The organism is Pseudomonas sp. P7759, assembly GCF_013386445.1.
GTDB classification, from domain to species: domain Bacteria; phylum Pseudomonadota; class Gammaproteobacteria; order Pseudomonadales; family Pseudomonadaceae; genus Aquipseudomonas; species Aquipseudomonas azotoformans_A.
Genome location: NZ_JACART010000067.1, coordinates 1 through 17,154, shown reverse-complemented (window position 1 = coordinate 17,154; position 17,154 = coordinate 1). Strand labels below are relative to the sequence as shown.

The 17,154-nt window shown below is 63.5% G+C and carries 3 protein-coding genes; all 3 read right to left on the bottom strand.

All coding sequences use genetic code 11. The annotated features are described in order from the left end of the window. The coding region (locus HX823_RS29840) for an amino acid adenylation domain-containing protein (RefSeq protein ID WP_371317992.1) at nt 1-8,399 on the bottom strand (8,399 nt) is incomplete at its 3' end. Nucleotides 8,400-8,409: 10 nt separating this feature from the next. Continuing rightward, a complete protein-coding gene (locus HX823_RS29835; RefSeq protein ID WP_177078211.1) occupies nt 8,410-16,191 on the bottom strand; it encodes a non-ribosomal peptide synthetase in 7,782 nt (2,593 codons plus the stop codon). 3 nt (nt 16,192-16,194) lie between these two features. Then, nucleotides 16,195-17,154: phosphopantetheine-binding protein (locus tag HX823_RS29830; protein WP_177078209.1), on the bottom strand; the 960-nt coding region annotated here is incomplete at its 5' end.

Sequence of the window (17,154 nt, the reverse complement as noted above, 5' to 3'; positions counted from 1 at the left end):
GACATGAAGTGCAGTTCGCAGTCAGACGGGCTGGTTTCATAACGCTCGCCGGTCGCGATGATGTGTGCCACCAACGGACCGTGGGACACCGCAACGCCCTTGGGCATACCGGTCGAACCCGAGGTGTAGATCACGTAGGCCAGGTTATCGCCGTCCAGTTTCACGTCGGGGTCAGTGTCGCTGTAGCCCGCCCATTCTTCAGTGCGGTCAATCGCCAGGCTGTCCAGGCCCTCGGCCACCGGCAGTTGCTGCTGCACCGCCGTGTGGGTCAACAGCAACTTCGCACGGCTGTCCTGCATCATGTACAGCAGGCGGTCACGCGGGTATTCCACGTCCAGCGGCACATAAACGCCACCGGCTTTCATCACAGCCAGGAACGCCACCATGATTTCAGCACTGCGCGGCATGGCAATCGCCACGCGCACTTCCGGGCCGACACCACGGGCGATCAACGCGTGGGCCAGGCGGTTGGCCTGGCGGTCCAGCTCGCCGTAGGTGAGTGTCTGTGCATCGAACTTCACCGCCACGGCCTGCGGGTTTTCCCGGGCACGGTCAGCGAACAGTTCATGGACCAACCGCTCAGCAGAGAAGCCCGAACCGCTGCGGTCCCACAGTTGCAGGATCTGCTGGCGCTCGGACGGATCGAGCAGGTTCAACTGGCCGATGCTCTGCTGCGGATCGGCAACCATGCCCTGCAGCAGGTTCAGCCAGTGCCGGGCCATGCGCTCGATGGTCGACGCATTGAACAGGTCGGTGGCGTAACCCAGGGTGGCCCAGATATTCTCGGCGCCCTCATGCACATCCAGGTCCAGGTCGAAATGGGCGGTCTGGCTTTCCCACTCCAACCCTTCCACCCGCAGCGTGGACAGTTGATGGGCCGTGCCGCCCAGCCGCGCTTCGGTCTGATGGTTGAACATCACTTGGAACAGCGGGTTGAGGCTCAAGCTGCGCTCGGGTTGCAGCGCTTCCACCAGTTGCTCGAATGGCAGGTCCTGATGGTCCTGGGCTTCCAGCGCGCGTTGGCGGGCCTGCTGCAACAGTTGCAACACCGAGGTCTGCTCGTCGATATCGGCCTTGAGCACCTGGGTGTTGACGAAAAAGCCCAGCAACCGCTCGGTCTCGACACGGTTGCGGTTGGCAATCGGCACGCCCACGCGCACATCTTCCTGGCCGCTGTAGCGGTGCATCAGCGCCTGGAACGAGGCCAGCAACAGCATGAACATCGTCACGCCTTCACGCTGTGCCAGGCCCTTGAGGTCTGCGACCAAGGCGGACGGCAGCTCTACAAACAGGCGCGCACCGCGATGGCTTTGCTCAGCCGGGCGCTGGTGGTCAAACGGCAGCTCGAGCACCGGTTGCTCACCGCCGAGCAACGTTTGCCAGTAGGCCAGTTGCCGTGCTTTTTCTCCGGCGTCCATCCACTCGCGCTGCCAGCGGGCATAGTCGGCGTATTGGATCGGCAGGGCCGGCAGTTGCACGGCCTGGCCCTGGCTGTAGGCGCTGTACAACTGCACCAGCTCATCGACCATGATCTGCATCGACCAACCGTCAGAGACGATATGGTGTTGCACCAGTACCAGCACGTGTTCGTCTTCACTCAGGCACAGCAGCGTGGCGCGTAGCAACGGGCCCTCTTGCAGGTTGAACGGCCGGGCGATCTCGGCCTCGACCTGCGCCTTGACCTGCGCTTCATCGCTGCGCACCGACGCAATCTCGATGCGCGCTTCTGGCAGGATCACCTGCACCGTTTGCTCATCGCCCTGATGCAAATGCGTGCGCAGGCTTTCATGGCGCGCCACCAGGGTATCGAAGCTGCGTTGCAGGGCATCCAGGTCCAGCTGCCCCTTGAGGCGCAAGGCGCTGGGCACGTGGTACGCGGTGCTTTCGGGGTCCAGCAGCCAGAGGAACCACTGACGCTCCTGAGCGTAGGACAACACCAACGGCAGATCGCGATTCGCCGGCACCAACGCAGGCGCGACCGAACCACCGCGCTTGCCCTCGGTGTGCAGCGCGGCCACAAAGCCCTCCAGGCGCGGCTGCTCGAACAGCACGCGCAACGGCAACTCGATCCCCAGGTTATGCCGCAGGCGCGAAGCCACTTGCATGGCCAGCAACGAATGGCCACCGCGTTCGAAGAAATGGTCAGTCAGGCCAATGCGCTCGGCGCCGAGAATCTCGGCCCAGATCGCTGCCACCTGCTGCTCCAGCGCACTGACGGGCGCCACCCAGTGGTGGGTGACCTGGCTGGCGTCAGGACGTGGCAAGGCATGGCGGTCCAGTTTGCCGTTGGGGCTCAACGGCAAGCGCTCCAGGAACATGAAATGCGCCGGTACCATATAGTCCGGCAACTCATCGCGCAGGAGAGCACGAATCTGCTCGCGCAACTCTACGTGCTCGGACGCCGGCAGAGAGGTGACCAGGTAGGCGATCAACTGCTGGTCGGCCGCAATCACCAAGGCTTCGCGCACAGTGTCTTGGGCCAGCAAGCGGGATTCGATTTCACCCAGCTCGATACGGAAGCCACGCACCTTGACTTGATGGTCGATACGCCCGATGTATTCGATCACGCCGTCGGCACGGTAGCGGGCCAGGTCGCCGGTACGGTAGAGCCGCCCGCCGCCGATAGGATCAAAGGGATCGGGAATAAAACGTTCGGCGGTCAGCCCGGCCCGGTTGAAGTAACCGCGCGCCAGCAGTGGTCCGCCAATCACCAGCTCGCCGGCCACGCCCACAGGCACCGGATTCAGGCTGGCATCCAGCAGGTAGATGGCGCGACCATCCAGTACACGACCGATCGGCATCATCTGCGTGACGGCTTCGCGCCCCTCCACATACCCCGCGCAATCCAGGGCGGTGACCGTGACGGTCGCCTCGGTGGGTCCGTAGGTGTTGAGCAGCCGCACATGGCCCAGCCCGGCATCACGCCAGGAGGCCAGCCCTTCCGGCGGCATCGCTTCGCCGCCCGCGTGCACCTGGCGCAGGCGGCCGTAGTCGCGTACGCCGCGCTCGGCAAAGTCACGGGCGATCAAGTGCCAATAGGCGGTGGTCAGGTCGACCACCGAAATCTCATGTTCGATCAGTTGCGCATAGAAGGTGTCGCTGTCCCACAGCTCACCGCCGCGCACCACCACGGCCGCACCGCAGCACAGCGCCGGGTAGAGTTGCTCGACAAACCCGTCGAAATTGAACGTACCGAACTGCAGCACGCGGTCGGCGGCGGTCAGTTCGAACAGCTCGATAAACACTTCAACATGCCGCGCCAGCGAGGCCTGGTCGATGCCGACGCCCTTGGGCCGCCCGGTCGAACCGGAGGTGAACATCAGGTAAGCCAGGTTCGTGGGGAACGCACGTACGGGGGGGGTGCTGTCCGGATATTCGGCCAGCCATTCGGCGTCGGCTTCCAGGCAAATCAGCGCCAGCCCGGCGCTGATCGGCAGGCGCTCCAGCAGCGGCTGCTGGGTCAGCAGCAACTGCAAGCCGCTGTCCTCGATCATACATTGCAGGCGGTCCGCCGGGTATTGCGGGTCCAGCGGGACGTAGGCGCCACCGGCCTTGAGGACTGCCAACAGCGCAACGATCATTTCCAGCGAACGGTCCACCGCTACGCCGACCAGGCTGTCGGCAGTAACGCCCTGCTCGATCAGTTTGTGTGCCAGGCGGTTGGCGCGCAGGTTCAAGTCGGCATAGGTCATGCGCAGCTGATCCATGATCAGTGCAATCGCCTGCGGCTGGTTCACCACCTGCTGCTCGAACTTATGCAGCACGCTGCTGTGGGCGGCACGCGTCGGCTGCGGCGGGTTCCACTGGTACAGCATCTGCGCCTGCTCATCACTGCCCAGGATCGGCAGGTCAGCAACACAATGACGAGCATCGCTGACCACACTCTTCAGCAGGTTCTGCCAGTGCCCGGCAAAGCGCTGCAAGGTGCTCGCGTCGAACAGTGCGGTCGCGTAAGTCAGCGAAGCCAGCAGACCATCGTCTGACTCTTCGGTGTCCAGGCTCAGGTCGAAGTGCGCCGTATGGCTGTCCCACGCCAGCCCTTCCACACGCAGGCCAGGCAATTGCTGGCCGTCACGATTGGCTTGGGCAGCCGACTGATGGTTGAACATCACCTGGAACAACGGGTTGTGGCTCAGGCTGCGCTCGGGCTGCAACGCCTCGACCAATTGCTCGAAGGGCAAGTCCTGATGCGCTTGTGCGCCCAGTGCCTGTTCCTTGACCTGCTGCAACAGTTGGGCAAAGGTCATGTGCCCGTCAATGTCGGCCTTGAGCACCTGGGTATTGACGAAAAAGCCGATCAGTTGTTCGGTTTCCAGGCGGTTGCGGTTGGCGATGGGCACGCCGACGCGGATATCCGACTGGCCGGTGTAGCGATAGAGCAGCGACTGGAGCGACGCGAGCAACACCATGAACAGCGTGGCGCCCTCGCGCTGCGCCAAGGCACGCAAGCCCTCGACCACCGACGGTTGCAGCACCAGGTCCAGGCGTGCGCCCTGATAGCTCTGCATGGCCGGGCGCGGACGGTCCAGCGGCAGCTCCAACACAGGTTGCACATCGCCCAAGCGGGCACGCCAGTACGCCAGTTGGCGGTCCTTTTCACCCGCCTCCATCCAGCTACGCTGCCATTGGGCATAGTCGGCGTATTGAATCGGCAGATCCGCCAAGGTCGGCTCAAGGCCCTGGCTGTAGCCGGCATACAGGCTCACCAGCTCATCGACCATCACTTGCATCGACCAGGCATCCGAAACGATATGGTGCTGTACCAGCACCAGCACATGCTCGCGCTCGCCCAGTTGCAGCAGCTTGATGCGCAGCAACGGGCCGGCCTGCAGATCGAATGGCTGGGCGATTGCGTCTTCGACCAACGCCTGCAACTGGGCCGGCTCAGTCGAGCCCAGCACTTGATAGTCGATGATGGGCGTGGCTTGCCCGATCACGCGCTGGACAGTCTGGTGCGTGTCAGCGAAAAACACAGTCCGCAGGGTTTCGTGGCGCTGCACCAGGGTATCGAAGGCCCGTTGCAGGGCTACGCGATCCAGCGTGCCCTCTAGGCGCAACGCGGCAGGAATGTGATAGGCCGCGCTGCCCGGCTCCAGTTGCCAGAGGAACCACTGGCGCTCTTGGGCATAGGAAAGCAGCAACGGCTGTTCGCGATCGGCCAGAGTGATTCGCGCAACGTCGGCACCCTTTTCACCCAGCGCCTGCACAAACGCACCCAGTACCGGCTGTTCAAACAGGCTTTTGAGGGCCACGTCGATCGCCAATGCCTGGCGTACCCGTGACACCACGCGGGTCGCCAGTAACGAGTGACCGCCCAATTCAAAGAAATGGTCTTCAAGGCCAACCTGCGGCACACCCAGCACTTCGGCCCAGATCGCGGCCACTTGCTGGGCTTTCTCGCCAACCGGTGCCACGTAGCGTTTCTGCAACAGGCTGGCGTCCGGTTTCGGCAGTGCCTTGCGGTCGAGCTTGCCGTTCGGCGTCAGCGGCAGGCGCGCCAGAAACAGCATGTGCGCCGGCACCATGTAGTCCGGCAGCACGTCGCGCAACGCGGCCTTGAGTGTTTCGCGCAAGGCGCCCTGGTCGGCATCCGAGATCGCGGTGTGCGTCACCAGATACGCCAGCAGCTGGTCATTCTCGGCCATCACCACGGCTTCGCGCACGCCACGCTGCTCGCGCAGGCACGCCTCGATCTCACCCAGCTCGATTCGGAACCCACGCACCTTGACCTGATGGTCGACACGGCCGATGTACTCGACCACGCCATCCACGTGATAGCGCGCCAGGTCGCCGGTGCGATACAGCCGCTCGCCATTGCGCGCAAACGGGTTGGGCACGAAGCGCTCGGCGGTCATGGCTGCCCGGCCGTGGTAACCCCGTGCCAGGCCGACGCCGCCAATCAGCAGTTCGCCACTGGCGCCGACCGGGCTTGGGGTGAGTTCGCTATTGAGGACAAACAACGAGGTGTTGGCAATCGGCCGACCGACAAAAGGCATCGGTTCAACCAGCGGGTAGGCCGCCGACCAAATGGTGGTTTCCGTCGGGCCATACAGGTTCCACACCGCGCCGCCCTGGGCGAGCATGCGCTGGGCCAGGTCGGCCGGCAACGCTTCGCCACCGCACAGGCACTTGACCCCGTGCAGCAAGGCGCGACGGTCACTGTCCAGCAACATGCGCCAGGTCGACGGCGTGGCTTGCACCACGTTGATTGCCTGGGCATGCACCAGATTCAGGATCGCCTCAGGGTCCTGGGACACCGCCTTGTCCGCCAGTACCACGGTGGCACCTACCGACAGCGGGACGTACAGCTCAAGGGCGAAAATATCGAAGGAGAACGTAGTCAGCGACAGCAGGCGCACGCTGGCGTCGATGTCCAGGGTCTGCGCCATGCCCAGGGTGAAGCTGCCCAGGGCGCCATGGCGCACCATCACCCCCTTGGGCTTGCCGGTGGAACCGGAGGTATAGATCACATAGGCCAGGTGTTCGCCGCTCAGCTCGACCTGCGGGTTGTCACTGCCGTAGCGCGCATCCTCCTGCTCGCTGATGAACAGCAGCTGCTGGTCGGCTGCCAGGGGCAGGCGCTCGTGCAGGTCGCCGGCGGTCAACAGGACCTGTGCGCGACTGTCTTGGAGCATGAACGCCAGCCGGTCGGCAGGGAACTGCGGGTCCAGCGGCACATAGGCGCCGCCGGCCTTGAGGGTCGCCAGCAACGCCAACACCATGTCCACCGAACGATCCAGAGCAACGGCCACCAGCACGTCCGGGCCCACACCCGCCGCACGCAGGCGATGGGCCAGGCGGTTGGCACGCTGGTTCAGTTTGGCGTAACTCAGCGCCTGGCCATTGCAGAGCAGCGCCGTTGCGTCCGGACGCATCTGTGCCTGGGCTTCAAACAGCCGATGCACCCCCACATCCTGCGCGAATGCCTGGTGCGTGTCGTTCCAGGTGTGCACCAGTTGCTGCCATTGCGCATCGTCCAGCAACGGCAACTCGCCGACGCGGCCGTTGCAATCCTGCACCACCTGGTGCAACAGACGGTGCCAGTGCGCGAGGAAACGCTCCAGGCCCGGTGCGTCAAACAGGTCGGTGGCGTAGGTCAGGGATGCGTGGATGCCGTCAGCCGACTCCTGGGTGTCGAGGTTGAGGTCGAACTGCGACGTCTTGCTGTCCCACTCCAGCCCCTGCACCTGCAGGCCCGTGACGCTGCCGCCAGCGCGCTGGGTGTCGGTCTGGTGGTTGAACATCACCTGGAACAGCGGGTTGTAGCTCAGGCTGCGCTCCGGCTGCAGTGCTTCCACCAATTGTTCGAACGGCAAGTCTTGATGCGCCTGGGCCTCGACCGCACGCTGGCGGGTTTGTTGCAGCAGCTCGCGGAACGTCATCTGGCCGTCGATATCGGCCTTGAGGATCTGCGTATTGACGAAAAAGCCGATCAAACGCTCGGTTTCTACCCGGTTACGGTTGGCCACCGGCACACCGATGCGGATGTCGCCCTGGCCGCTGTAGCGATGCAGCACGGCCTGGAACGACGCCAGCAGCAACATGAACACCGTCACGCCTTCGCGTTGCGCCAGGCTTTTGAGACCCGCCACCAGCGACGTTTCAAGTGTCAGGTCGAGCCGCGCACCGCGGTAGCTCTGCACCGCAGGGCGTGGTCGGTCCATCGGCATTTCCAGCACCGGTTGCTCGCCACCCAGCATGCCGGTCCAATAGCCCAGCTGGCGTTCGCGCTCGCCCGCCTCCATCCAGCTGCGTTGCCACAGCGCGTAGTCGGCGTACTGGATCGGCAAGGCCGGCAATTGCAGGTCCTGCCCCTGGGCATGGGCGGCGTAGAGCTGGACCAACTCGTCGACCATGACCTGCATCGACCAGCCATCGGAAACGATGTGATGCTGTACCAGCACCAGCACATGTTCCTGGGGCGCCAGGCGCAACAGCTTGACCCGTAACAGCGGGCCTTGCTGCAAATCGAACGGCTGGGCGATTTCAGCCTCCACCAGGGCCTTGAGCTGTGACTCCTGAGCATCGACCAGCACGATGTCCACCCGCGCCTGCTCGGCAATCACCTGCAAGGCGCTGTCGCCCTCTTCCTGCAAATGCGTGCGCAGGCTTTCATGGCGCATCACCAGCGTGTCAAAACTGCGCTGCAGCGCGGCCACATCCAAGTGGCCGGTCAGGCGCAGCGCCCTGGGCACATGATAGGCGGTGCTTTGCGGCTCCAGTTGCCACAGGAACCACTGGCGTTCCTGGGCATAGGAGAGTCGAAGGGGTTCACCTTCCTGGCGCTTGAAAACCGGGGCAATCTCAAACAGGTTGATGCCTTGCTGCTTGAGCATTACCGCCAACGCTTTCTTTTGTTGCGCCGAAAGTGACCCTACCGACTCGATTAATGCTTGCACGCCACGCCCCTCAGGAAATCAATTTATCCAAATCTTCTGCTGATAGACGTTTGAGGGCCTCCAAGGATTTAGCCAATGCGTCCTGCACCGGCGAATTATTTGTCTGCTGGGCCGCTACATGGGCACTGAAATCGGCCAGGGTCGGGGTGGTGAAGATCGATTTGACGTCGAACTCGGCGTGCAACTGCTCGCGCAGGCGCACCACCACTTGGGTGGCCAACAGGGAATGCCCGCCCAGTTCGAAGAAGTTGTCGTGCAGGCCTACCCGCTCCACGTCCAGCACTTCGGCCCAGATGGCGGCGATCTGCTGCTCCAGTTCGCTGTTCGGGGCGACGTATTCCCGGGCCTGCAAACTGGCGTCCGCCTTCGGCAGGGCCTTGCGGTCCAGCTTGCCGTTGGGGCTCAGGGGCATCTGCTCCAGCAGCACCCACTGGGCCGGGACCATATAGTCCGGCAGCTGTTGCGCCAGGTAGGCACTCAACACATCGCGCCAATCGTCGCCGGCGTTTTGCAGTACCAGGTAGCCCACCAGGAAATTGCCATCCACCGCCAGCACGGCGGTCTCACGCACCCAGTCGTGCTCCAACAGACGCGCTTCGATTTCGCCCAACTCAATACGCAGGCCACGTAGCTTGACCTGATGGTCGATACGCCCGGCGTACTCGATCACACCGTCTTCGCGGTAGCGCGCCAGGTCGCCCGTGCGGTACAGGCGTTCACCCTTGATGAACGGATGGGCGACAAAACGTTCAGCGGTGAGTGCCGGACGGCGGTGGTAACCCCGCGCCAGGCCGATGCCGCCCAGGTACAACTCGCCCAGCACACCGACGGGGACAGGTTCGAAGTTGCTGTCGAGAATGTAGCAACCGAGGTTGGCAATCGGGCGGCCAATGGGCACCGCATCGCGGCCTTCATCGACACAGGTCCAGTGGGTCACGTCGATGGCGGCTTCGGTCGGGCCGTACAGGTTGTAGAGCCCGGCCTGGGGCAACTTGGCGAACACCTGCTGCTGGGCATCCACCGGCAAGGCTTCGCCGCTGCACACGATGCGGTGCAGGGTGTGACAGGTCGCCACCGTCGGGTCTTGCAGGAAGGCCTGCAACATCGACGGCACAAAGTGCAGCGTGGTGACCTGCTCTTGGTTGATCAGCTTGATCAACTTCGCCGGATCGCGGTGATCCCCCGGCGCGGCCACCACCAGGCGCGATCCGGTCATCAATGGCCAGAAGAACTCCCACACCGACACATCGAAGCTGAACGGGGTCTTTTGCAGCACCGTGTCGCTGACGTCCAGGCCATAAGCCTCCTGCATCCAGTGCAGGCGGTTGGCCAGGGCTGAATGGCGGTTGCCGGCGCCTTTGGGTTGGCCGGTGGAGCCTGAGGTGTAGATCACGTAGGCGAGGTTTTCGCCGTGCACCACGATTTCAGGATTGGCGTCGCTGTAGCTTTCGAATGTGGCTTCACCCAGCACCAGGCTATCCAAGCCTTGCGGAATCGGCAGTTGCTCAAGCAGATGTGCCTGGGTCAGCAGCAGTTCTACGCCGCTGTCATCGAGCATGTAGGCCAGGCGATCACGCGGGTATTCCGGGTCCAGCGGCACATAGGCGCCACCGGCCTTGAGTACGGCGAGTAGACCGACCACCATTTCGATGGAACGCTCCACGGCCAGGCCTACCAGCACGTCCGGGCCCACACCCGCTTCGATCAGGCGATGAGCCAGGCGGTTGGCACGACGGTTCAGCTCGGCGTAGCTCAAGCGCTGCTCGGCAAACACCAATGCCGGGGCGTGCGGCGTGCGCGCCGCCTGCTGCTCGATCAGTTGATGCACACAGTGCTGCAACGGGTAATCCCGCGCCGTGGCGTTCCAGTCAACGACCACCTGTTGGCGCTCCGCCACCTCCAACATCGCCAAGTCGCCCAGGCGTTGTTGGTCGCCGTCGAGCATGGCTTGCAGCAGGTTGACCAGATGGCGGCCGTAGCTTTGCACCGTGCTTGCCTCGAAATGCGCACGGGCAAAGCCGAACTGCACCGACAGCGTGTCACCGACGTCCACCAACACCGTCAGCGGGAAGCTGGTTTGCTCGCGCGAATCCGGCAGGCCAAAACGGATACCGCTGCCGCCGCTCTGCTCCAGGGCCTTGGACACCGGGTAGTTTTCGAACACCAGGATGTTATCGAACAAGGCCTCACCGCCCTGCCCGGCCCAGCGCTGGATATCGTACAGCCCGGTATGTTCGTGCTCACGCAACGCCAGGTTCTGCGCCTGCACTGCTTGCAACCAGTCGGCCACGGTCTGCTGGGCATCCACCGCACAGATCACCGGCAAGGTATTGATGAACAGGCCGATCTGCTGCTCCACCCCCGCCAACTCTGCCGGACGTCCGGCCACGGTGGCACCGAAAGACACCACCGACTGCCCACTATGGCGCTGCAACAGGACCAGCCACGCCGCCTGGATCAAGGTATTGAGCGTGACTTTATTGTTGCGCGCGAAGGTTTCGAGGCGCGCAGTCAGCGCGCGATCCAGGCTGAGCTGATGCTCGCCATGCCCATCTACCGCCATCGGCTGGCTGCTGCCCAAACGCGTCGGCGCTTGCAGAGTGCTCAGTTGCTCACGCCAGAACGCTTCAGTCGCTGCGCCATCACGCTGTTGCAGCCAGCCAATGTAATCGCGATAACGCCCGGCCGCTTCAGGCACCGCGACACCGGCATAACGTTGCAGCACTTCACCGAACAGCCGCGAATTGCTCCACCCATCCATCAAGATGTGATGGCTGGTGTAGATCAGTTCATGGCGTTGCTCCTCGGTACGCACCAATACCAGGCGCACAAGGGGCGCCTTGGCCAGATCAAAGCCTTGGCGGCGCTGGGCCTCCTGAAGGCTCTGCAATTCCAGCTCGCGTTCCGGCATGGCGCGCCAATCGAGGTGTTCGATGACCAAACGGGCTTCGCGGTAGACCACTTGGCAGGGCCATTCCAGCTGGCCTTCCCAGAAGAACCCGCTGCGCAGTACGTCATGGGCTTGCACTGTGGCATCCCAGGCCTGCTGGAACCGCGCCACGTCCAATCCATCGGCCGTCACGCGGACCTGGTTGATGTAGTCGCCGGCCGCCTGTTCGTACAGGGTGTGGAACAACATGCCCTGCTGCATGGGCGACAGGGTGTAGATATCTTCAACGGCGTCGGCGGCCAGCGGCAGGGATTCCAACTGCTGCTGGCTCAAGCGCGACAACGGGAAGTCGGAGACCGTCACGCCGCTATTGCCGGGGGTGCAGCAGTGTTCAACCAAGGCCGTCAGTTCGCGGGTGAAAGCCAGACTCAAGGCTTCGATCTGTGTGGCGTCGAACATCAGCGGACTGAACGTCCACCCCATGTGCAGTTCACCGCCGTACACCTGACCATTCAACGTCAACCAGTTGCCCAGCGGCGCATCCGGGCTTTGTTCGGTGCCGGAGCTTTCTGCCGAGGGTACGAACAGCCCTTGCGGCTGGTCAAAGCTGCCGTCGATCTGGCCCAGGTAGTTGAAGGTGATGCGCGGCACCGGCAACGCGCTGAACACCTCACGCGTGGCATCGTCGCCCAGGTAGCGCAGTGCGCCGAAGCCCAAGCCCTTGTCCGGCACCGCACGCAGTTGCTCCTTGACCTGCTTGACCGAGGTGGCGAGGGATTCGGCCGGAGTCAGGCGCACCGGGAACAGGCTGGTGAACCAGCCCAGGGTGCGGGTCAGGTCGATGTCGTCGAACAGCTCTTCACGACCATGGCCTTCCAGCTGGATCAGGCTGGAGGCTTGCCCGGTCCACTGGCAGATAACGCGCGCCAGGGCAGTCAGCAGCAGGTCGTTGATCTGGGTGCGATACGCCATGGGCGCCTGTTGCAGCAATTGCCGGGTGCGCTCGGCATCCAGTTGGCTGACCACCGTTTGGGCCAGGCGGCCCGGACGTGCGCCTTGCGGATCACGGCAAGGCAAATCCGTCGGCACGCCTTGAAGCTGTTGCAGCCAGAAGGCTTTTTCCGGCTCGATTGATTCGCTGCGGGCATGCGCCTGCAAACGCTCGGCCCAGGTTTTGAACGACGAGGTTTTGGCCGGCAATTTCTGCTGGCGATACAGGCTTTGCAGGTCTTCGAGGAACACCCGCCAGGACACACCGTCCACCACCAGGTGGTGCATGACCAACAGCAGGCGCTGTGAGCCGTCAGCCATGTCTGCAAGTACCGCACGCAACAATGCGCCTTGTTGCAGGTCGAGGCTGCGCTGGGCGCGTTCGCACAGCGCTTGCAGTTCGGCGGCGTCCTGCACGCTGGCCTGCCATAGCAGGGTTGCAGGTTGCGCGTCATGCCGCGCGGTCCAGCCTTCGGCCTGCTGGCTGAAACTCAGGCGCAGCACGTCGTGGTGTTGGATGAGTGCTTGCAGCGCAACGTCCAACGGTTGCGCAAGAAGGGTCTCGCGCGGGGTGAGCAGCAACGACTGGTTCCAGTGATGACGGTCCGGCAGGTCCATGTCGAAGAACAGTTGCTGGAACGGCAGCAGCGGCGTCTCGCCCCGCACCGGGCCCTGGTCGATCACCTGTGCCGTCTGCAATTGCGCCACGCGGGCCAGGCTGCGCACCGTCTGGTGCTGGAACAGCGCCTTCGCGGTGAAATGAATACCGGCCGCCCGAGCGCGGCTGACCACCTGGATGGAGATGATCGAGTCACCGCCACGCTCGAAGAAGTTGTCGTTCAAACCCACCTGCTCGACACCCAACACGTCGGCCCAGATTGCGGCGATCTGCTGCTCCAGCGCACTTTGCGGCGCTTCGTAGTGCTGAGTGGCTTCGGGTTTGGGCAGCGCCTTGCGGTCCAGTTTGCCGTTGGGACTCAGGGGCATCTGCTCCAGCACCACCCATTGTGCGGGCACCATGTAGTCCGGCAGATGTTGACCCAGGTGCACGCCCAACGCGTCGCGCCAGTCATCACCGGCGTTTTGCAGCACCAGGTAACCCACCAGGTATTTGCCGTCGACCGCCAGCACAGCGGCCTCACGTACCCAGGCGTGTTCCAGCAGGCGCGCTTCGATTTCGCCCAGCTCAATGCGCAGGCCACGCAATTTGACCTGATGGTCGATACGCCCGGCGTATTCGATCACGCCGTTGTCGCGGTAGCGCGCCAAGTCGCCCGTGCGGTACAGGCGTTCGCCCTTGATGAACGGGTGAGCGACAAAACGTTCGGCGGTGAGCGCCGGTCGACGGTGGTAACCCCGCGCCAGACCGATACCACCCAGATACAACTCGCCCAGCACGCCCACCGGCACCGGTTCGAAGTTGCTGTCGAGGATGTAGCAGCCGAGGTTGGCAATCGGACGGCCGATTGGCACCGCATCGCGGCCTTCATCCAGACAAGTCCAGTGGGTCACGTCGATGGCGGCTTCGGTCGGGCCGTACAGGTTGAAGAGCCCGGCGTGCGGCAGCTTGGCGAAGACCTGCTGCTGGGCGTCCACCGGCAAGGCCTCGCCGCTGCACACGATGCGCTGCAGGCTCTGGCAGGTCGACACCGCCGGATCCTGCAGGAAGGCCTGCAACATCGACGGCACAAAGTGCAGCGTGGTGACCTGTTGTTGATTGATCAGGTTGATCAGCTTGGCCGGATCCCGGTGATCACCCGGCGCTGCCACCACCAGGCGCGCGCCGGTCATCAGCGGCCAGAAGAACTCCCACACCGACACGTCGAAGCTGAACGGGGTCTTTTGCAGCACCGTGTCGCTGGCGCTCAGGCCATAGGCCTCCTGCATCCAGTGCAAGCGGTTGAGCAACGCCGAATGACGGTTGCCCGCGCCTTTAGGCTGGCCGGTGGAGCCCGAGGTATAGATCACATAGGCCAGGTTTTCGCCATCCAGGGCAATACCTGGGTTGGCGTCGCTGTAGCCGGCGTAATCGGACTCACCCAACACCAGGGTTTCCAGGCCTTGGGGAATCGGCAACTGTTCACGCAGATGCGCCTGGGTCAGCAGCAGTTTCACGCCACTGTCTTCCAGCATGTAGGCCAGGCGCTCACGCGGGTATTCCGGGTCCAGCGGCACATAGGCGCCACCGGCCTTGAGCACGGCAAGCAGGCCGACCACCATGTCGATGGAGCGCTCCACAGCCAGCCCCACCAGTACGTCCGGCCCAACGCCGGCTTCCATCAGGCGATGGGCCAGGCGGTTGGCGCGGCTATTCAATTGGGCGTAGTTCAGGGACAAGTCGTTGAAACACAGCGCCAGTGCTTCCGGCTGCGTCAGCACCTGGGCTTCGATCAACTGGTGCACCCACTGCCCTTGCGGATAGTCGCGCTCGGTGGCGTTCCACTGACAGAGGATTTGCTCGCGCTCATGGGCGTTGAGTGTCGCCAGGTCCTGCAAAGGCGATGCGCTGTTCGCCACCGCGTCACGCAGCAGGCTCAGCCAGTGTTCGCCCATGCGCGTGACAGTCGCGGCGCTGAACAGGTCGGTGGCATAGGTCAACGAGGCCCAGATGCCCTCACCGCTCTCCTGGGTATCCAGGCTCAGATCAAACTGAGCGCTGTGGCTGTCCCATTCCAGGTTGGCCACGCGCAGGCCGGGTAGCTGCTGCGCGGCGGCCGTTGAATTGGCCTGGTGGCTGAACATCACCTGGAACAGCGGGTTATGGCTCAGGCTGCGCTCGGGTTGCAGCGCTTCCACCAGTTGTTCGAAAGGCAGGTCCTGGTGGGCCTGGGCTTCCAGCGCGCGGCGCTTGGTGTGCTGCAGCAACTGGGCAAAACTCATCTGGCCATCGAGGTCGGCCTTGAGCACTTGCGTGTTGACGAAGAAGCCGATCAGTGACTCGGTCTCGACACGGTTGCGGTTGGCAATCGGCACGCCGACGCGAATATCCGGCTGGCCGCTGTAGCGGTACAGAAACGCCTGGAACGAGGCCAGCAACAGCATGAACATCGTCACGCCTTCGCGTTGAGCCAGGGCTTTCAACCCCTCGATCAATGCCGGTTCCAAGGCAATGTCCTGGCGCGCGCCACGAAAGCTCTGTTGCGCCGGGCGCGGTTGGTCGAACGGTAGTTCCAGCACCGGCTGCGTGCCGCTGAGCAGTTCACGCCAATACGTCAATTGACGGGTCTTCTCCCCCGCTTCCATCCAGCTGCGCTGCCACAGCGCGTAGTCGGCGTACTGGATCGGCAGCGGCGCCAACGCACAGTCCTGCCCCTGGCTGTAGGCGGCGTAGAGCTGCATCAGCTCTTGCACCATCACGCCCATCGACCAACCGTCGGAGACGATATGGTGTTGCACCAGGACCAGCACGTGTTCCTCTTCACTCAGTGCGAACAAGCTGACGCGTAGCAACGGGCCTTGCTGCAAGTCGAAGGGATGGGCGATTTCAGCTTCTACCGATGCCTTGAGGTTGGCCTCGTCAACCGCGCTTTCGGCGATTTGAATCTCCGCACAGGCCAGCACCTCCTGGGCACGCTGCTCACCATCCAGATGCAGGCGCGTGCGCAGGCTTGCGTGACGTGCCACCAGAGTGTCGAAACTGCGTTGCAAGGCCGCCTTGTCCAGGCGCCCGCTCAGGCGCAGCGCGCCGGGGACGTGGTAGGCGGCACTGTCCGGGTCCAACTGCCAGAGAAACCACTGGCGTTCCTGGGCGTAGGACAGCGGCAGGTGCTGGCCGTCCTCGCGGATGGAGGCAATCGGCAACTGGGCGAAGCTCATGCCCCGGCTTTGCAGACGCTGGTAAAACTGCTCGCGCTGTTCCAGAGGCAGGCGAAGAAAGCGCGAAACCAGATCGATGTTAGGGTTGGAAAGCATGGTTCAAATCGCCTCTAGTTCGCTCAAAAAGTCACGAAGATCATCAAAATCTTCCGCGCTGCCGGCACGGAAGGTGGCGGCGGCCTGTACATAGGCGCGCAGCGTTTCGGTCTGGAACACTTCCAGCAGCGGCACTTCCAGGCCCAGCTCGGCCTGGACCCGTGAGGTAATCTGGATCGCCAGCAGGGAATGGCCGCCCACTTCAAAGAAGTTATCGTTCAGGCCCACTTGCGGCAGGCGCAGCACCTCGGCCCAGATCGCGGCGATCTGCTGCTCAAGCTCAGTTTCCGGGGCCACATAGGCTTGTTGCAGCAGGCTTGCGTCCGGTTGCGGCAAGCCTTTGCGGTCGAGTTTGCCGTTGGGCGTCAGCGGCATCTGCGCCAGGAACATGAAGTGCGCTGGCACCATGTAGTCCGGCAGGCGGGTTTTCAGGGCGCGGCGCAGGCTGTCGCGGAACTCCGCCTGGTCGGCCAGGTTGGCATCGGCCGGCACCACGTAGGCCACCAGTTGCTTGCCGGTCGGGCCGTCCTGGGTGACCACCACGGTTTCGCCAACGTTGTCCTGCTCACGCAAGCGCGCCTCGATCTCGCCCAATTCGATACGGAAACCACGGATCTTCACCTGATGGTCGACGCGACCGAGGTAATCCACCACCCCATCCGGGCGGCCACGGGTCAAGTCGCCGCTGCGATACACGCGGCTACCGGGCTTGCCGAACGGGTCCGGTACAAAGCGCTCAGCCGTCAGTGCCGGACGCTCCAGATAACCTCGGGCCACGCCCTCGCCGCCTAGGTACAACTCGCCGGCTACGCCGACAGGTTGCAGGTTGAGCTGCGAATCCAGCACGTAGCCGCTGCGGTTGCCCAACAGGGTGCCGATTGGGGCATAAACCGCGCCGCACGGATCGCCCCGGCGGGCTTTCCACAGCAACGGCGTGACCACGGTTTCAGTCGGGCCGTAGCC

Excerpts from the sequence above, each read along its gene's own strand:
- HX823_RS29835 (WP_177078211.1), bottom strand. The coding sequence starts at position 16,191 with ATGCTTTCCAACCCTAACATCGATCTGGTTTCGCGCTTTCTTCGCCTG.